Consider the following 17,739-nt stretch of genomic DNA (forward strand, 5'->3'; position numbering starts at 1 on the left):
GAGTTCCTGCACCACTACAACCATCACCGAGCCCACACCGCACTCGGCGGCCGCCCACCCATCACCCGAGTCAACAACCTCACAGGGCACAACAGCTAGTCCGAGGGGCCGCGCAGGGTCAGCACCACCCGCAGCACGTACTCCACCGCCGTCGGGAAGGCCGCGCCGCGCAGTTCGCCGCGGTCGGCCAGGTTGCGGGAGGCGAACTCCAGCTCGCGCTCCGGCCCGCCCCGGCGGACGACCAGCGCCGCGATCTCCTCGAGGTCGAGGTCCGGGTGGTCCAGCCGGGTCAGGGCGAACTCGATCATCAGCTCTTCGGCCGTCATCCCCGCTCCTCCCGACTCCTCCAGCGTAGCCACAACCGCCGGGGCGCGACCGGCATTCCGTGGCCGAGCTCACCAGCGCTACTGTACCGTCCAGACGGTATAGTAAAAGGCATGACCACGACCCGGGCACCGATCCAGCCGTCCCTCAGCCCCCGCCGCCGGTGGGCCGCGCTGGGCGTGCTCGTCGGCGCGGTGCTCCTGCTCGCGATCGACGGCACCGTGCTCTACCTCGCCGTGCCGTCGCTGACCCGCGAGCTCGCGCCGAGCGCCACCGAGATCCTTTGGATCGGCGACATCTACTCGCTGGCGCTGGCCGGCCTGCTCGTCACGGCGGGGAACCTCGCCGACCGCTTCGGCCGCAAGAAGGTGCTGCTCCTCGGCACGGCCGCGTTCGGCGCCGCCTCGGTCCTGGCCGCCTTCTCCCCCACCGCCGGCGTGCTCGTCGTCGCCCGGCTGCTGCTCGGCGTCGCGGGCGCGACGATCATGCCCTCGACGCTCTCCCTCATCCGCACCCTGTTCGCCGACCCGCGCGAGCGCACCCGCGCCATCGCGATCTGGTCGGCCGGGTCCGGCGGCGGCATCGCGCTCGGCCCGCTCGTCGGCGGCACCCTGCTGGAGCACTACTGGTGGGGCTCGGTGTTCCTGATCAACGTGCCGGTCGTCGTCGGCTTCCTGATCGCCGGCGCGGTCCTGCTCCCCGAGTCGCGCGACCCGGACCCGGGCCGGTTCGACCTGCTCTCGGCGGCGCTGTCGATGGTGGCGATCGTCCCGCTCGTCTACGCGGTCAAGCACGCCGTCAGCGAAGGCATCGACGCGCAGGTGGCGGTGGCCGCCGCGCTCGGCGTCGTCGCCGGGACGCTGTTCGTCCGCCGTCAGCGGCGGGCGGCCGATCCGCTGATCGACGTCGGCCTGTTCCGCAACGGCGCGTTCAGCGGCGCGGTGCTCGCGAACTTCGTCGCCGTCTTCGCGCTGATGGGACTGCTGTTCTTCTTTTCCCAGTACCTGCAGCTGGTCCGGGGCTTCTCGCCGCTGCGCGCCGGGCTCGCGGAGATGCCGGCGACGCTGGCCTCGATCGCCGTCGTGGCCGCGGTCGGCGTGGTCGTCGGACGGCTCGGGCAGGGCCGCGCCGTCGCCGCGGGCCTGGCCGTCGCCGCGCTCGGGCTCGCGCTGGTCGCGGTCGTCGAAGAGTCGCCGCGGTACTGGTGGCTGGGCCTGACGCTGGTGCCGGTCGGCCTCGGCGTCGGCCTGGCGTTGACGCTCACCGTCGACTCGGTGCTGTCCGCCGTCCCGAAGGACAAGGCGGGCTCGGCGTCGGCGATCTCCGAGACCGCCTACGAACTCGGTGCGGCGCTGGGCATCGCGCTCCTCGGCTCGCTGGTCACCGTGGTGTACCGCGCTTTCCTGCCCGCCGGCGCGCCCGGCGAGGTCCGCGAGTCCCTCGCTTCGGCCGCGGCGACGCTCGACCCGGCGTCGGGGCTCGCGCAGGCGGCGCGGGACGCCTTCACCGGCGCCATGCAGGTCACGTCGCTGGCGGCGGCCGCCGTCACCGCCGTCGCCGCGCTGATCGCCTGGCGTACCATTCCGTCCGGAAAGGACTGACGATGCCCCGGAAAGCCGGACGCGGCCCCGGAGAAACCCGCCGGGCACTGCTCGACGCGGCCGCGACCGCCCTCCGCACGCGCGGGATCTCGGCCTCGCTCGACGACATCGCGCGGGAAGCGGGCGTGTCGAAAGGCGGGCTGCTGTACCACTTCCCGGCCAAGGACGCGCTGGTGCGCACGCTCGCCCAGGACATCCTCGACACCTTCCGCGCCGAGGTCCACGCGGCGCTCGACCCGGCAGACACCGCGCCGGGCCGGCTCACCCGCGCCTACGTCCGCGCGTCGCTGGACACCTCCCAGGACGAGGTCGCCGTCCGGGAGAACATCGCGCTGATCGCCCAGCTGATCTCGATCCCGGAGATCGGCGCGATGGCGCGCGCGGACGCCGAACGCTGGGACCGCGAGCTCCACGACGACGGGCTGCCCGAGGACGTCGTCACCCTCGTGGTCGCCGCGGCCGACGGGGCGAGCACCGCGCCGCTGTGGGGCGTCGGCATCGACGTCGCGGCGGCGCGGAAGCTGGAGCGGCAGCTCCTGGAGCTGACCCGGGTGAGCTGACCGCGGCCCGTGTCAACCCGACGAAGGTGGTGGTAAATCACCACTTGCCGACCCCTACGTTAGTCGGCTCCGGCGAACGTGTCTTCCCGGTAAATTCTCGACAGCGCGCGCAAATCCGGCAAATCCCCGTCCCCACGAGGAGTTCTCCGATGTCGAGGAAGTTCGCCCTGGCCGGCGCAGCCGCGCTCGCCCTGACCATGACCCCGCTCGCCGCGGGGACCGCGTCGGCCGCCACCGAGCAGGAAGCCGCGGTCACGACGGTGTACTACAGCACCGCCAGCGCACCGACGTTCCGCTCGGTGATCAACGCCGGTGCCGCCAACTGGAACCGCAGCGTGACCAACGTCAGACTGGTCGAGCGCAACTCCGGCGCGAGCCTGCGCTACACCGAGGGCAACGACCCCCGCGGTTCGTACGCCTCGACCAACGGCCACGGCAGCGGCACCATCTTCATCGACTACACCCAGGCCCGCCAGTACAACCCGACCCGCATCGCGGCGCACGAGACCGGCCACGCCCTCGGGCTGCCGGACCACTACTCGGGCCCGTGCTCGGAGCTGATGTCGGGTGGTGGCCCCGGCCCGTCCTGCACCAACGCGGTGCCGAACGCCACCGAGCGCAGCCGCGTGAACCAGCTGTGGGCCAACGGCCTGGTCGCGACGAACGCGTCCGAGCGGGTCTACGAAACCGTTTACGGCTACTGATCCCCCTCGGCGTGGCCCGGGCTCACGAGCCCGGGCCACGCTCGTGCGCGGCGCCGAGGCCGACGGCGAACCCGGCCGGCGCCACCACGTCCTCCCGGGTGAGTTCGTGGACGCTCTTCTTGCCCAGCGCCAGCAGCGTCGAGTCGATCCCGTTGCGCAGCACGTCGAGGACGTTCTCCACGCCCGCCTGCCCGCCGGCGGCCAGGCCCCACAGGTACGCGCGGCCGATCAGGACCGCCTTCGCGCCCAGTGCCAGCGCCTTCACCACGTCGCTGCCGCGGCGGATGCCGCCGTCCAGCAGGACTTCCACCTGGTCGCCGACGGCGTCCGCGATCGACGGCAGCGCGCGGATCGTCGCCGGCGTGCCGTCGAGGTTGTTGCCGCCGTGGTTGGACACCGAGAGCGCGCTGACGCCGGCGTCGACCGCGCGGCGCGCCTCGTCGACCCGGATCACGCCCTTGAGCAGGAACGGCCCGTCCCACTGCGAGCGCAGCCAGGCCACGTCTTCCCACGACGGCGGCGGCGTCTGCATCCACTGGCCGTACGCGCCGAAGAACGTCGGCGCTTCTTCGCCCGGTGAAGCCATGTTCGGCACGCCCAGGTCGGGCAGCCGCCGCGTCTTGACGTAGTCCAGGAGCCAGCGCGGGCGGGTGATGCCCTCGGGGGCGAAGCGCAGCAGTTCGCGCGAGGTCAGCCGCTCGGGGATGTGCGGGCTGCCCCAGTCGCGGCTGTGCGAGAACGACCAGTCGAGGGTGAGGATGATGCCGACGGCCCCGGCGGCGCGGGCGCGGTCGAGGCGGCGGCGGATGTCGTCGCGCGTGCCGGTCCAGTAGACCTGGAAGTACGTGTTCGGGTTCGCCGCGACCACCTCCTCGATCGGCTTGCTGCCGAAGGAGGACAGCCCGATCGAAGTCCCGCGCGCGGCCGCCGCCCTGGCCACCGCGACCTCGCCGTCGGGGTGCACGGCCTGCACGCCGGTCGGGGAGATCAGCACGGGGAGGGCGACGTCGCGGCCGAGCACGTGCGTGCCCAGGTCGCGCTGCGCGTGGTGGCCCGCCGTGCGCGGCGCGAACCGCAGCTCGTCGAACGCGCCGAGGTTGTCGGCGAGGGTGAGGCCCTTCTCCGAACCGGCGATCAGGGCGGAGTAGACCGACGCGGGCAGCCGTTTCTTCGCGCGGCGCTGGGCCTCGGCGACGGATTCGAACCAGGTGCTCATCGGGTTCCCTTCGTGGTGAAGCGCAGGGGGCGGCGGACGAAGGCCGGGCGGACCGGCTCGAGGGTGCGGTGGGCCAGGCAGCCGGCCCAGACGCCGGCGCCGTACGCGACGTCGTCGGCGATCGCGGCCGCGGTGTAGCGGACGGGATCGAGTGCGGGTTTGTTCTTGGCCCACGCGGTCAGCGGCGGGCCGAGCAGCAGGGACGCGACGGCGGCACGGCGCTTCCACCCCCGCGGCACGAGCAGGGCGGCGAGCAGCGGCGCCGCGAACTGCGTGCCGTAGCGGCCGCAGCCGAGCCACGTCTGGTGCACGGCGGTGGCCATCGCCCGCACGACGCCGTCGGCCGGGACGTCGTGGGCGCGCACGGTGCGGACCATGCTGCCCACCGCGCCGGCGAACCCGCCCGCGGCGAGCAGCGGACGGCCGGCCAGCAGCGCGCCGACGGTGAGGGTGGGCCACGGGTGCAGCGCCAGCGGCGCGAGCGCACCCGGGTGCCGTTTCGCCAGCGGCGCGGCGGAGGTGCCGTAGCGGGCACGCCTGCCGAGCAGGGCGCGCCAGGTTTCCGGTTCGTGGTGGGCGACGGTGACGTCCGGGGCGTACCGGATCCGGTGCCCGGCCGCGTGCAGCCGCCAGACCAGGTCGACGTCCTCGCCGACGCGCAGCGCGGGATCGAAGGCACCGACGTCGCTGATCGCGCTCCGCCGGACGACGAGCGCGGCGGTCGGCACGTACGACGTCCGGCTGCCGGGCGCGACCCGTGCGGGCCGCTCCCCGAGATCGAGGCTGGAGGCGGCCCGGGTGTACCGGCCGGCGGCGGTGTCCGGAGCGAGCGCGCGGATCCGCGGCGCGACCGCGGCGACGAGCGGGTCGGCGAAGTGGGCGGCCAAGGGGTCCACCCAGCCTGGCGCGGGCACGCAGTCACTGTCCACAAAGGCCATCAGCTCGGTGGAAACGTGCGCCAGCGCTGTGTTTCGGGCCACGCCGGGGCCGCCGTTGACGTCCCGGCGCACGAGCTTCGCCCCGTGCGCGGCGGCCACCGCGGCGATGGCGGCGGGGTCCTCGGAGCCGTCGTCGACGACGAGGACGGGGTAGCGCTCACCGAGCCCGGCGAGGCAGCGGGCCAGCGGCGCCGGGCGGCCGAGCACCGGGACGACCACGGTGAGGTCGGCGGGGTGGTCGGGCTCGGGCGGGAGCGGGTGGGCGAGCCCGGCGTCGGTGAGGTGCCGGGCGAGGGTACCGGTGGCGGCGTCGGTGACCGGGCCGTCGGCGAGCTTCCGCAGCGCGGTCTGCCCGGCGGCGGACAGCCGGAGGACGCGGGCCGGGGAGCCGCCGAAGAGGAGGTCGGCGGTGAGTTGCCTGGTGTCGCGGTCGAGTTCGACGCGGAACCCGGGCGGTAGGGGGATCACAGGGCCAGCCCTCCGTCCACGGGCACGACAGCGCCAGTCATCGCCCCGCTCTCCGGCCCCGCCAGGAACGCCAGCACGGCAGCGACCTCGTCGGGGTCGAGCAACCGGTGGACCGGCTGCTGCGCGGCGAAGGCGGCCGCGTCGGGCAGTGCGTAGAGCCGGGCGCTTTCGGCGAGGATGGGGGTGTCGGTCGAGCCCGGGCTGACGGCGTTGGCGGTCACCCCGGTCTCCCCCAGCTCGGCCCCGAGCGCCCGGACGAGCCCCGTGACCCCGGCTTTCGCGGCGCAGTAGGCGGCGAGCATGGGCAACCCCCGCGTGGCGGCGGCCGAAGCGACGGCGAGGAACCGGCCCGACCGGGGCCGGGGCCGCCGCAGCAGCGCGGGCACGGCGGCGCGGGCGAGGTGGACGACGCCGTGGAGGTCGACCTCCAGCACCGCTCGCTCCTGCTCCTCCGGCACCTCCCACAGCGGCACTCCCCCGGCGACCACCCCGGCCGCGGCGACGGCGACGTCGAGGCCACCCCAGCGCCGTTCGGCTTCCGCGACGGCGGCTTCCATGGCCCTCGGATCCCGGACGTCGGCGACGAAGGCGGCGGTGGTCCCACCGGCCTTCTCGACGACGGCGGCGAGTTCGGCTTCGGTACCCATGGGGTAGGGCAGGGCGGGATCGTCGGCCGCCAAGTCGACGGCGAGGACGGCGTAACCCCGCTGCGCCAGGCGAAGGACGGTGGCGGCCCCGATCCCCCGCGCGGCGCCGGTGACGAGCGCTGTCCGTGTCATCCCCGCCCCCATCCGTCCACATGCGACACCAGCGCCGCCGTCAGCTCGCTCAGCAACTCCGTCCCCTCCACCGCGGTCGCCGGCCTCGGGTCGCCGAGGACCCCGGTCGCCGTCACCGCCCGCACCCCGCCCTCCCGCAACAGCGGCAGCAGCTCCCGGATCGGCCGCCGGTCCCCCGCCACCGCCCGGTCCATCCGGACACCGCCCGGCCGCAGCGCCAGCTGCAGCGCCGTCTCCGCCCGGCCCGCGTGCGGCTCCCCCGCCCAGTTCGGCGAGAACACCGAAACGTCCCGCGACTCCGCCCGCAGCCGGGCCGCCGCGCGGGTCACCGGGCCGGCGTTGCCGCCGTGGGCGGACACGAACAGCAGCCGCCCGAACGTCTCCGCCGCCGAGCGGCCCAGTTCCAGCAGCAGGAACTCGGTCGCCTCCTGGCCGATCGAGAGCGTCCCCGCGAAGCCCGCGTGCTCGCCGCTCGAGCCGTACGGGACCGCGGGAGCCACCACGACGTCCGGACGCGCCTCCGCCAGCCGATCGCACAGGGCGAGGGCGATGTCGGTGTCGGTCGTCAGCGGCAGGTGCGGGCCGTGCTGCTCGGTCGCGCCGACCGGGACCGCCAGGATCGCGCCGGACGCCGCGCGGGCGGCGACGTCCGGCGAGGTCAGGTCGGCGAGGCGGACCATCAGGCCAGCGGGTTCTCGTCGCAGGGCCGCCGCATCCCGATGGTCACCGGGACCGGGCGGCGCCGGTGGGAGTGGTCCAGCGACGGCTTCGGGACGCTCGTGACGCCCGCCAGCGCGAGTTCGCCGTGGCCGCGCACGCATTCCGGGTCCGGCCCGTCCAGCGGCAGCCCCGTGAAGAACTTGGCGGCCATGCAGCCGCCCCGGCAGGCGTCGAACGCCGAGCACGACGTGCACGCGCCGGCGCTCTGCGGGCTGCGCAACGAAGTGAACAGCTCGGATTCACGCCAGACCCGTGCGAAGCCGCCCTCGGACCGGGTGTTTCCGGCCAGGAAGGTGTCGTGGATGGCGAACGGGCACGCGTAGACGTCGCCGACCGGGTCGACCAGGCACACCACCCGCCCGGCGCCGCACAGGTTCAGGCCCGGCAGCCCGCCGCCGCCGTACCCGGCCAGGTGGAAGAACGAGTCGCCGGTGAGGACGTTCTCGCCCTTCGCGACCAGCCAGTCGTAGAGTTCCCGCTGCTGGGCGGCGGTCGGGTGCAGCTCGTCCCAGGTGTCGGCGCCGCGGCCGGACGGGCGCAGCCGCGTGATCCGCAGCTGGGCGCCGTAGCGGTCGGCGATCGCCTTGAACGCGTCGAGCTGGCTCACGTTGTGGCGCGTCATCACCACGGAGATCTTGAAGTTCTCGAAACCGGCGTCGGCCAGGTGCCGCATGGCGCGGATCGCCGTCGCGTACGAGCCGGGGCCGCGGACGTGGTCGTTGACCTCGGCGGTGGCGCCGTCCAGGGAGATCTGGACGTCGACGTAGTCGCTCGCGGCCAGCCGGCGCGCCACCTCCGGGGTGATCTTGACGCCGTTGGTGGAGAACTTGACGCCGACGTGGTGCTCGGTGGCGTAGTCGACGAGCTCCCAGAAGTCCGGGCGCACGGTCGGCTCGCCGCCGCCGATGTTGACGTAGAAGACCTGCATGCGCTCGAACTCGTCGATCAGCGCCTTGCACTCCGCTGTGGACAGTTCGCGCGGGTCCCGCCGTCCGGAGGAGGAAAGGCAGTGCACGCAGGACAAGTTGCAGGCGTAGGTCAGTTCCCAGGTGAGGCAGATGGGCGCGTCGAGCCCGTACTGGAATTCGTCCACAAGGGACATCAGAGACTCCTCGGCTGGATCATCCGCGACTCGGCCAGTGCGGCCAGCGCGGCGCGGTAGCGCGGCAGCTCGGGCGGGCCCACCCCGGCGCCGGCGCAGGCGGCGCGGGCGCTCGGCTGCGCGTCCAGTGACCGGACGACGGCCAGCAGGGCCGGGCTCTTCAGGAAGGACAGGCGACGCGTGCCGAAGTGGTACAGCAGCGCCCCGAACCGTTCCGGCCGGATCGCGACCCGGCTGTCGAGCCGCCAGGCCGCGTCCAGGTCGAACGGTTCAGTAGACACCGCACATCCCGTCGATCGAGACCTCCTCGACCAGCAGGTCTTCGGCGACCGGGGTCTCCTCGACGGGCTCTTCGGCGATCTTCTCGGTCATCGTGACTCCTTCGGCACGGGGACTTCTTTTCGGCACACAGTGACGAATATCGAGCAGAGTAATGTCACGCGGTGTCGGAAACAACCCCCGGAAAGGGAACGGCACCCGGATGACCCAACGCACCCCCGCGGCCCGCCGCGGCAGGCCACCCGGCACGAGCGCCCGCGAACTGGAGGTCATCGCGCTGCGGCTGTTCACCGAGCGCGGCTTCCACGAGACGACGGTCGACGAGATCGCCGCGGCCGCGGGCGTCAGCCGCCGCACGTTCTTCCGCTACTACGACGCCAAGTCCGACGTCCTCTGGAACGAGTTCGACGCGGAGGTCGGCACGATCACCGAGCACCTCGCCGCGGCCGACGCCGACCTGCCGATCCTGGACGCGGTCCGCGAGGCGGTCATCGCGGCCAACCACTACCGCGCCGAGGACGTCCCGGAGCTCCGGATGCGGATGCACCTGCTCAGCTCGGTCCCGGAACTGGCGGCCAGCGCGACCCGCCACTACGACGCGTGGGAGCGAGCGGTCAGCGCGTACGTCGGCGCCCGAACCGGCCAGCCCGCGGACGCGCTGTACCCGCTGGCGGTCGGCCGCGCGGTGCTGGCCACGTGCCGCGCGGCGTACGAGCGCTGGTCGGCGCGGGCGGACGCGGACCTCACGGTGTACCTGGACGCGGCACTGCGGGCGCTGGCGAGCGGGTTCGCCGACCCGGCGGTCAGCGAACCCGGGGACTGACGTCAGCCGCGGCAGCCGCGTCTTGAACGCCGGACGTCAGGTTCCCGGCAAAGTCGCGCCGGGTGGGCCTGCGGCGTCTTGAATGACTCATTCAGGACCTCCGAAGACCTGAATGAGTCATTCAGGACGCCGGAAATGCTGCCGCCGAGCAAGCCGCCGCACCCTCTGCCCTGGGTCCCGCTGTCAGAGGCCCGGCAAAGTCGCCCCGACGAGCGGGTGACCGGCGGCTGGTGTTGCGAGCCCGGCCGCACCGTTGCCGTGGGAGTCAGTCGCGGGCGAGCTGCTCCTCCTCCACCGGCGCGGCCAGTTCCCACCCACCGCGCCGCCGGAGTACCAGGGCGTAGTACCCCATCGCCAGTACCACGATCCCCGCCGTCACCAGCAGGCTCGGGCGGCCCACCGCCGGGTCCAGGACGTTCTGGTACACCACGAACACCAGCACCGCCAGGGCCAGCACCGGGGCCACCGGGAACCACGGCATGCGGTACCGCGCGTGGGCCGTCGAACCCGTGCGGCGGCCGATGATCGCGCCCAGGCAGAGGGCCGCGTAGACGGCCACGATCGACGTGCTCGTCACCACCAGCAGCAGCTGCGGGTCCACGAAACACAGTGCCGCCGCCACGATCCCGGTGCCAACGGTCGCCACCCACGGAGTGCCGAAGCGGGGGTGGACCGCCGACAGCGCGCGGTTGACCGTGCCCGGCCAGGCGCGGTCGCGGCCGCTGCTGAAGACCAGGCGGGAGCTGATCAGGACGATCGCGAGCACCGCGTTCACGATCGCCAGCGCGACCGCCAGGCTGAGCACCGTATCCAGCGTGCCGCCGCCGCGGGCGGTGATGAACGCCGACAGCATGTTCTCCGCGCCGAACAGCGCGGGCAGGTCCGGTGCGCCCAGCAGGACCGCCGTCACCGGGACCAGCTCGGCGACCACCGTGATCGCCAGCGCCAGGAGGATCGCGCGGGCGATGCCGCGGGGTGCGTCCTGGGTCTCCTCGCCGAAGTACACCGCCGAGCCGTAGCCGTTGTAGGCGAACATCGCCACCGACGTCGCGATCGCGATGGCGCCGATGGTCGCCGGGCCGCCGCCGGGCGCCACCGGGTGGGCGAGCAGGTCGGTGAACGGGCGGGCCGGGTGCAGCAGCCCGAGCGCGCCGACCACCACCAGCGCCAGGATCTCGATGGCCAGGAAGACGCCGGTCACCCACGCGTTCAGCTTGATGTCGAAGACCCCGACGACGGCCGCCAGCAGGCACGTCACCGCCGCGACCGCCGGCCCGGGCAGGCCCGGGAACAGCACGCCGAGGTAGGTCCCGACGCCGAGCGCGATCACCGCGACGATCAGCACCTGCGTGACGATCATCAGCCCCAGCACGGCGAACCCGGGCAGGCGGCCCAGCGTGCGGGCCACGATCGCGTACTCGCCGCCGGCCACCGGGAACGCCGACGCGAGTTCGGCGTAGACGAACGCCATGAACACGCCGACCACCGCCGCGGCCGCGAAGCTGAAGAACGCGCCGCTCCCGGCGCCGGCGAGCACGCCCGGCGCGATGATGAACACCGAGGACGCGGGGCTGATCGCCGAGAGCGTGATGAGCAGGGTGCCGAGGGTGCGCAGGCCGCGGCGCAGGGCGGGGGTGGTCACGAGCGGGCCTCCAGTTCTCTGAAGCTCCTTCGAAAAACCGGGTGAGCACGCATCAAAGGCGCTTGAAGCCAGCTAGTCAAGTACTTGCTTTTTTCGAAGATCATTCGAACAATGACCGCATGGCACGACCGAGCAGGGCCCCCGAGCGGCGGGCCGAGCTGATCGCGGTGGCGCGCCGCGCCGTCGTCGAGCGCGGGGTCCTCAACCTGCGGCTGCGGGACATCGCCGACGGCGCCGGCCTGTCCTCGGGCTCGGTGCTCTACTACTTCCCCACCCTGACCGACCTCCTGCGGGAGGTGCAGCAGGAAGCCGTCGAGCGGTTCTGCACCCAGCGGGAAGAGGCCGCCCGCGGCGGGACACCGCGGGAGCGGCTGCTCGCCACGATCCGCAGCGGCCTGCCCACCGGGCCGTCCGACGAACTGTGCGTGCTGCTCTACGAACTCGGCACGATCGCCCGCCGCGACCCCGCGTACGCCGCCCGGCACGTCGCGCTGTTCGAGCGGCAGGTGCGGATCTACGCCGGCATCCTCGAAGCCGGCGCGGCGACCGGCGACTTCACCCTGACCGCCGAGCCGGTCGCGATCGCGCGGAACCTCGTCGCGCTCGAGGACGGCTACGGCCTGCACCTCACCCAGGCCGTGCCCACTGTGGACCGGGACACCGCCGAAGCCATGCTGCTTTCCTTCGCCCGCACCGCCTGCAGCCTGGAGGACCTGTCATGACCCGTGCCCGCGACCTGGGCATCACGCTGCCCGGCCGGCCCGGCACGCACAACGCGCTCACCGACGTCCCCGGCGTCGAAGTCGGCTACACGACGCTCGTCGAGGGCGACTCGGTGCGCACCGGCGTCACCGCGATCCTTCCCCGCGGCCGCGCGGACTTCGCCGTGCCGTGCGCGGCCGGGACGTTTTCCTTGAACGGAAACGGGGAAATGACCGGCACGGCCTGGCTCGCCGAGACCGGCTCGCTGGCCCTGCCGGTGCTGATCACCAACACCCACGCCGTCGGGCCGTGCCACCGCGGCGTGATCGACTGGGTGGTGCGCGAGCGGCCCGACGTCGCGGCGGAGTGGCTGCTGCCGGTCGTCGCCGAGACCTGGGATGGCTACCTCAACGACATCAACGCCGCGACGATCCACAGTGGACACGCTGTTGCAGCACTCGACTCGGCGTGCGGCGGCGCCCTCGAGGAGGGCTCAGTCGGCGGCGGCACGGGAATGACGTGCTACGGCTTCAAAGGCGGCACCGGCACGGCGTCCCGGCTGGTGGCCTACGGCCCCGACGAGTACACCGTCGGCGTGCTGGTGCAGGCCAACTTCGGCAGCCGCCGCGAACTCACGGTCGCCGGGGAACCGGTGGGAACGCTGCTGGCGGCCGACGACCCGATGGCGGACTGGGCCCCGGCGCCACCCGGCGCGGGTTCGGTGATCGTCGTGATCGGCACCGACGCACCGCTGCTGCCCGGGCAGTGCACGGCGCTCGCCCGGCGCGTCCCGCTCGGCCTCGCCCGCACCGGCACGACCGGCTCGCACTTCTCGGGCGACCTGTTCCTCGCCTTCAGCACCGCGAACCCCGGCGCGCTGACGAGCGCTTTCCCGCGCACCACCGAAGCCGAGTACGAAAGCCTCCGGTTCGTGCCGTGGGGCCGGATCGACCCGTTCTTCGAAGCGGTCGTGCAGGCCGTCGAGGAAGCCGTGCTCAACGCGCTCGTCGCCGGCCGGGAGATGACCGGCCACCGCGGGCACCGCGCGCCCGCGCTGCCGATCGCGCACTGGACGGGTCCCTGACGGGGTCGTTCTCGGTGATCATCCCGATGTCCGGCGCCGAACCCGGCAATACGGTCGAAGGATGCGAAAAGCGCTAGCCGCCGGGCTCACCGGCTGCCCGCGCCCACCGGCCCGTACGCCGTCGGCAGCACCGAGCTGCACCTCGTCGACCACGCCCGGCCGGACCCGTGGGTCGCGGGCACGACCCGGGAGCTGATGATCACCGTGCGGTACCTGGCGCACCCGGGTGGCCCCAAGACGCCTTATCTGACCCCCGGTGCCGCCGGGCCGGTGGCCGAAGAAGACTCGCGCCAGCTGGGCATCCCGGCCGACCGGCTGGACTACACCTTCCCCACGCACGCCCGCACCGGCGCTCCCGCGACCGGCGGACCGCGGCCGGTCCTGCTCTATTCGCCCAGCGCGAAGTACCCGCGTTCGGTCGGGACGGCGCTGCTCGAACAGCTCACGAGCGAGGGCTACGTGACGGTGGCGATCGACCACACGCACGAGCCCGCGGCGGTGGAGTTCCCCGGCGGCCGCGTCGAACGGCGGGTGCTGCCGTCCGGCCCGGACGCGGGCAAGCAGCTCATCGCCACCCGGGTGGCCGACACCCGGTTCGTCCTCGACGCGCTGGAAACCCTGGCCCGGGGCGGGAATCCCGACGCCGAGCGGCGGGAACTGCCGCGGCTTTCCCTGGACCTTTCGCGGATCGGCATGTTCGGCCACTCCGGCGGCGGCTTCACCACCGGCGAGACCATGGTTTCCGACCGGCGCGTCGACGCGGGCGCCGACCTCGACGGCAGCATGGCGTACTCCCAGTCGAACCGCGACTACGGCCGGATCGCCACCGAAGGCCTCGACCGGCCGTTCCTCCTGCTGAGCGCGGGCGACCACAGCGCCGCGTCCGACGGTTCCTGGCAGGAGTTCCTGCGCCACCAGCGCGGGCCGGTCCGCGAGCACCACCTGCCCGACGGCGAGCACTTCAGCTACACCGACTACCAGGTTCTCCTCCCCCGGCTCGGGCTCGGCCCGGGGTCGATCGCGCCGTACGTCGGCACGATCGACCCCGGCCGCAGCCTGGCCACCCAGCGCGCGGTGCTGAGCGCCTTCTTCGCGCGCTACCCCCGCTGAGTCACCTTCGGGTCCACTGCTGGTTGGCCCCGCCGCCGCACGCCCAGAGGATGATCTTCGTGCCGTTCGCGGTGGCGGCGCCGCTCGCGTCCAGGCACAGCCCGGACAGCGCGTTGGTGACGGTCCCGTTCGCGTTCAGCGTCCATTGCTGGTTGCGCTGGCCGTTGCAGTCCCAAATGACGACGGCCGTCCCGTTGGCCGTGCCGTTGTTGTACGCGTCCAAGCACTTCGTGCCGTTCACGACGAGCTGGCCGCGCACCGGCGCCCACGTCTGGTTCGGCCCGGCGGCGCAGTCCCACAGCTGCGCCTGGACGCCGTTGGCGATGCTGTTGTCGTTCACGTCGAGGCAGCGGCCCGACTGCGTGCCGACGACCTGGACCCCGGCGGTCCCGGGCAGCGGCAGCACCGCGACGTCGGTGACCGGCGGTGGCGCCCCCGTGAGCTTCAGGGTGTTCGTGCCCTTGCCCAGGGAGACCACCGCCGAGACGCTCTTGGCCGCTCCCCCGGTCGCCGGGAAGGCGAGGGCGGTCGGCTGCTGGCCGTTGACCGCGAGGGTCGCGGCCTGCGCGGTGGTCGCGCTGTAGGTGAAGGTCGCGACGGCCAGCCCGGTCGCGGCCGCGGTGACCGTAGTGCCGTGCGCGGCCGCGGCGTCGGTGCCTTCGACGGTCAGCAGCACCGAGTCACCGGCCGGCACGCTGACGCGGTAACCGGTGCTGTAGCTGCCTTTGTCGGCGGCGGCCCACAGGTTCCGGACCCGCGCCGCGGCCGGCGTCAGGCCGAGATCGGCCCAGCGCGCGGTCATCGTCGCCGCCGACGATGTCCGGTTGAGCAGCAGCACCGCGCGTTTTCCGGTACCGCTCAGGACTTTCCCGTAGACCTGGAGCCCGGCGGCGTCCTCGGCGACCTTGACCCCTTGCAGGCCACGGGAATCCTGGTCGACGGCGATGACTTCCCGGTTCTTCAGGATGTTCGCCGTCTCCGCACTCATTGTCGCGAGGTTGTTGCCCGCCAGCAGCGGTGCCCCGGAGACCGCCCACATCCCGAACTCGGTCCGGCCCTGCGCGGCGGAGAGGCCGGGCATCCCGACGGTCAGCATGTCGGGGTCGTTGACGTACCCGGTGTGCTGCGAGACGGGGTGCTGCGCCTGGTCGAAGCTGGTGAGCGCCTGTGGCAGGGTCGCGGACTGGCCGTAGTAGATGATGTCCGTGCCGGTGCGCCACATCGGGGCCGTGCCGGGCCCCCAGTTCCACGGGTTCTTCTTGCCCCAGTCGCAGATCGACAGCGCGAGCGCCCGCCCGGTCTGCGCGGTCGCGGCCCGGTTGGCGTCGCTGATCGCCCGGTACGTGCTCGCCGGGTCGAGCCCTTCGGCGTCGCCGCCGCACCAGTCGACCTTGACGAAGTCGAAGCCCCAGCGCTGGAACTGCAGCATGTCCTGCAGGTAGTGGCCCTCGCTGCCGGACCCGGGCGCCGCCGGGCGGCCGGTCGGGTAGTAGTACCCGCACCCGTCGCGCCCGGCGTCGGTGTAGATCCCGGCTTTCAACCCCAGCTCGTGCAGGTAATCCGCGATCGCCGACATCCCGCCGGGCCACTCGGCGGGGTCGACGGTGATGTTGCCGGCGCTGTCGCGGGTGCCCTGCCACCAGCCTTCGTCGATGTTGACGTAGCTGTAGCCGGCGTCCTTGAGGCCCGCGGACACCAGCGCGTCGGCCTGCGCCTTGATGACGGAGTAGTCGATCTTCGCGGCGAAGGTGTTCCACGACGCCCAGCCCATGACGGGCGGCGGCACGGCCACCTCCGCCGCGACGGCGACCCCGGCCCCCGGCACGACTCCGGCGAACGCGAGGACCACGGACAGCAACCAGCGCAGCTTCACGGCATCGCTCCGACCTCGTCGTCAGAATGTTAACGCTAACAAGCGTTGTCCGGCTTGCATTCTGAACGGCGCGGCGATCAGCCGTCAAGCGGCGAACGGCGGAACTACCGCCGGACGGCACCCGCCTCCCCGTCGGCGATGACGAAGCTCGCCCGGGTGCTCACCGGCGCCCCCGGCCGCGAAACGTAGTCGACCACGCGGTAATCCGCCGTCCACTCCGTCCGCGTGACGACGTTGCGGACGTACCCCCGCTTCCGGTTGACGAACTTGAGATGCGGGTTTTCGCTCAGCTGCACCGCATCGCCGGCGTTCTGCTCGACACCGTCGCCACCCGAGGTGATCGACGTGCCCACCAGCTCGGTGCCCACCGTCGCCGACGCCGGGTTCGCGAAGTCGGCCTTGATGTCGGCGACGTAGCTCGCGTGGACGTCGCCGGTGATCACCACCGGGTTGCTCGCCTTCGCCAGGTGGTCGCGGACGAAGTCGCGCTCGACCGGGTAGCTGTCCCAGGCGTCGTCGCTGAAGCTCTGCTCCGGGCCCGCGGTGAAGTCGCGGGCGGAGAAGAACACCTGCTGCGCCAGGATGTTCCACCGCGCGGTCGGGCCGGCCAGGTTGCCCAGCAGCCACGCCTTCTGCGCGGCGCCGAGGATCGTGCGGTCCGGGTCGAGGCGCTGCTGCGGCGACACCTCCTGGTCGTCGCGGAACTGCCGGGTGTCGAGCAGGTGGACGTCGGCGAGGTCACCGAAGGTCAGCCTGCGGTGGATCCGGATGTCCGGGCCGGCCGGGCGCTGGGCCCGCCGCAGCGGCATGTGCTCGTAGTAGGCCTGGAACGCGGCCGCGCGGCGCTGCCGGAACACCGCCGGGTCCTGGTCGGGCTCGGTGTCGGGCTGGGAGATGTCGCCCGCCCAGTTGTTCTCCACCTCGTGGTCGTCGAACACGACCGCCCACGGGAACGCGGCGTGCGCGGCCTGCAGGTCGGGGTCGGTCTTGTACTGCGCGAGCCGGATGCGGTAGTCGGCCGGCGTCCAGATCTCGGCGGCGGGCGCGTGGCCCCGGCCGATCGTGCCCTGGGCGCCGCCTTCGTAGATGTAGTCGCCGAGGAACGCGACCAGGTCCAGGTCTTCCTCCGCCATATGCCGGTAGGCGGTGTAGAAGCCCTCCGGGTAGTTCTGGCAGCTGGCGAAGGCGAACGCGAACCGGTCGGTCCGCGCGCCCGGCCGCGGCGCGGTCTTCGTGCGGCCCACCGGGCTCAGCTCGCTGCCGGCGCGGAAGCGGTAGAAGTACTCCCTGCCCGGCCGCAGCCCGCCGACCTCGACGTGCACCGCGTGGGCCGCCTCGGGCCGGGCGAGTCCGGCGCCCGCCGCGACGACGCGGTGGAACCGCTCGTCCTCGGCGACCTGCCAGCTCACCGGCACCGGCCGCGCGGGCATGCCGCCGTCGGGCGCCAGGGGCTCGGGTGCGAGCCGCGTCCACAGCACCACGCCGCCGGGCAGCGGGTCGCCCGAGGCGACGCCCAGCGTGAACGGGGACCGGACCGGCGCGGACCCGGCGCCTTCCGCGGCCGCGGCGGGAACCCCGGACAGCGCGGCGGCGCCGAGCGCGGCCGTACCCGCGAGGAGGACCCGTCGTCGCGACGGTGTGCCTGCCATGTGTCACCTCTTCCGAAAAGACCGAATGCGGCCCTCAAGCTAAATTCGCCGAATGACCACGGTGCGACATCGTGGTGACCCGGTGGTGTACACCCGGATTGGTGATGGCGATCCCGCCAGATTCGGAGCGTGACGGCTAGCTTGCTAGCATGCTAGGGTCGGGTC

18 protein-coding genes are annotated in these 17,739 nt (G+C 73.1%); 7 read left to right on the forward strand and 11 right to left on the reverse strand.

Features of this window, described 5'->3' with window-relative positions:
• Window positions 1–95: 95 nt before the first annotated feature.
• Window positions 96–326, reverse strand: coding sequence for a hypothetical protein (locus EIY87_RS11640; RefSeq protein WP_125307721.1), 231 nt, complete (start codon window positions 324–326; stop codon window positions 96–98).
• 111 nt (window positions 327–437) lie between these two features.
• Between EIY87_RS11640 and EIY87_RS11645 the strand changes: the two genes are divergently transcribed.
• The 3 genes from EIY87_RS11645 (at window position 438) to EIY87_RS11655 (ending at window position 3,189) form a co-directional block, all read left to right on the forward strand.
• Window positions 438–1,925: an MFS transporter gene (locus EIY87_RS11645; RefSeq protein ID WP_125307722.1), complete on the forward strand. Its 1,488-nt coding sequence runs from the start codon at window positions 438–440 to the stop codon at window positions 1,923–1,925.
• A 2-nt stretch (window positions 1,926–1,927) separates the two neighbouring features.
• Entirely contained in the window at window positions 1,928–2,485 is a 558-nt protein-coding gene (locus EIY87_RS11650) for a TetR family transcriptional regulator (protein WP_125307723.1), read from the forward strand.
• Between the two features lie 149 nt (window positions 2,486–2,634).
• Entirely contained in the window at window positions 2,635–3,189 is a 555-nt protein-coding gene (locus EIY87_RS11655) for a snapalysin family zinc-dependent metalloprotease (RefSeq protein WP_125307724.1), read from the forward strand.
• A 22-nt stretch (window positions 3,190–3,211) separates the two neighbouring features.
• On the opposite strand, the gene mftD is transcribed toward EIY87_RS11655, so the two are convergent.
• From mftD to mftA, 7 genes are read right to left on the reverse strand one after another with little or no spacing between them, the layout of a single operon-like run.
• A complete protein-coding gene (mftD, locus tag EIY87_RS11660) occupies window positions 3,212–4,405 on the reverse strand; it encodes a pre-mycofactocin synthase MftD (RefSeq protein WP_125307725.1) in 1,194 nt (397 codons plus the stop codon).
• A complete protein-coding gene (gene mftF / locus EIY87_RS48325; RefSeq protein WP_225439826.1) occupies window positions 4,402–5,811 on the reverse strand; it encodes a mycofactocin biosynthesis glycosyltransferase MftF in 1,410 nt (469 codons plus the stop codon). Before mftF ends, mftD begins: the two co-directional genes overlap by 4 nt.
• Window positions 5,808–6,590 (reverse strand): mycofactocin-coupled SDR family oxidoreductase, encoded by a 783-nt coding sequence (locus EIY87_RS48330; RefSeq protein WP_225439827.1) that lies wholly within the window; start codon window positions 6,588–6,590, stop codon window positions 5,808–5,810. The genes mftF and EIY87_RS48330 overlap by 4 nt, the downstream gene beginning before the upstream one ends.
• Window positions 6,587–7,270, reverse strand: coding sequence for a mycofactocin biosynthesis peptidyl-dipeptidase MftE (gene mftE, locus EIY87_RS11670; protein WP_125307727.1), 684 nt, complete (start codon window positions 7,268–7,270; stop codon window positions 6,587–6,589). Before mftE ends, EIY87_RS48330 begins: the two co-directional genes overlap by 4 nt.
• Window positions 7,270–8,412, reverse strand: a complete 1,143-nt coding sequence (mftC, locus tag EIY87_RS11675) for a mycofactocin radical SAM maturase (protein WP_125307728.1) — start codon at window positions 8,410–8,412, stop codon at window positions 7,270–7,272. The genes mftE and mftC overlap by 1 nt, the downstream gene beginning before the upstream one ends.
• Window positions 8,412–8,693 carry a mycofactocin biosynthesis chaperone MftB gene (mftB, locus tag EIY87_RS11680; protein WP_125307729.1) on the reverse strand — a complete coding sequence of 94 codons (282 nt, stop codon included), beginning with the start codon at window positions 8,691–8,693 and terminating at the stop codon, window positions 8,412–8,414. Before mftB ends, mftC begins: the two co-directional genes overlap by 1 nt.
• Window positions 8,683–8,784 (reverse strand): mycofactocin precursor MftA, encoded by a 102-nt coding sequence (gene mftA / locus EIY87_RS11685; protein WP_125307730.1) that lies wholly within the window; start codon window positions 8,782–8,784, stop codon window positions 8,683–8,685. The genes mftB and mftA overlap by 11 nt, the downstream gene beginning before the upstream one ends.
• 109 nt (window positions 8,785–8,893) lie before the next feature.
• On the opposite strand from mftA, the gene mftR reads away from it, so the two are divergent.
• Complete coding sequence (gene mftR / locus EIY87_RS11690; RefSeq protein WP_125307731.1) at window positions 8,894–9,514, forward strand: mycofactocin system transcriptional regulator; 621 nt, start codon at window positions 8,894–8,896, stop codon at window positions 9,512–9,514.
• Between the two features lie 265 nt (window positions 9,515–9,779).
• On the opposite strand, the gene EIY87_RS11695 is transcribed toward mftR, so the two are convergent.
• A complete protein-coding gene (locus EIY87_RS11695; RefSeq protein ID WP_125307732.1) occupies window positions 9,780–11,156 on the reverse strand; it encodes an APC family permease in 1,377 nt (458 codons plus the stop codon).
• A 119-nt stretch (window positions 11,157–11,275) separates the two neighbouring features.
• Here EIY87_RS11695 and EIY87_RS11700 point away from each other — a divergent pair, with 119 nt between their 5' ends.
• The 3 genes from EIY87_RS11700 (at window position 11,276) to EIY87_RS11710 (ending at window position 14,052) form a co-directional block, all read left to right on the forward strand.
• The gene (locus EIY87_RS11700; RefSeq protein ID WP_125307733.1) at window positions 11,276–11,878 is read left to right on the forward strand and encodes a TetR/AcrR family transcriptional regulator; all 603 of its coding nucleotides are present in this window, start codon (window positions 11,276–11,278) and stop codon (window positions 11,876–11,878) included.
• Window positions 11,875–12,942 carry a DmpA family aminopeptidase gene (locus EIY87_RS11705; protein WP_125307734.1) on the forward strand — a complete coding sequence of 356 codons (1,068 nt, stop codon included), beginning with the start codon at window positions 11,875–11,877 and terminating at the stop codon, window positions 12,940–12,942. The genes EIY87_RS11700 and EIY87_RS11705 overlap by 4 nt, the downstream gene beginning before the upstream one ends.
• 195 nt (window positions 12,943–13,137) lie before the next feature.
• Window positions 13,138–14,052, forward strand: a complete 915-nt coding sequence (locus EIY87_RS11710) for an alpha/beta hydrolase family protein (RefSeq protein ID WP_225439828.1) — start codon at window positions 13,138–13,140, stop codon at window positions 14,050–14,052.
• A gap of 1 nt (window position 14,053) precedes the next feature.
• Here the strand turns inward: EIY87_RS11710 and EIY87_RS11715 are convergent, their stop codons facing one another.
• A complete protein-coding gene (locus tag EIY87_RS11715) occupies window positions 14,054–15,925 on the reverse strand; it encodes a glycoside hydrolase family 27 protein (protein ID WP_125307736.1) in 1,872 nt (623 codons plus the stop codon).
• A 104-nt stretch (window positions 15,926–16,029) separates the two neighbouring features.
• Entirely contained in the window at window positions 16,030–17,574 is a 1,545-nt protein-coding gene (locus EIY87_RS11720) for an alkaline phosphatase D family protein (protein WP_125307737.1), read from the reverse strand.
• Window positions 17,575–17,739 lie beyond the last annotated feature (165 nt).

It is taken from the genome of Amycolatopsis eburnea, from assembly GCF_003937945.1.
Taxonomy (GTDB): domain Bacteria; phylum Actinomycetota; class Actinomycetes; order Mycobacteriales; family Pseudonocardiaceae; genus Amycolatopsis; species Amycolatopsis eburnea.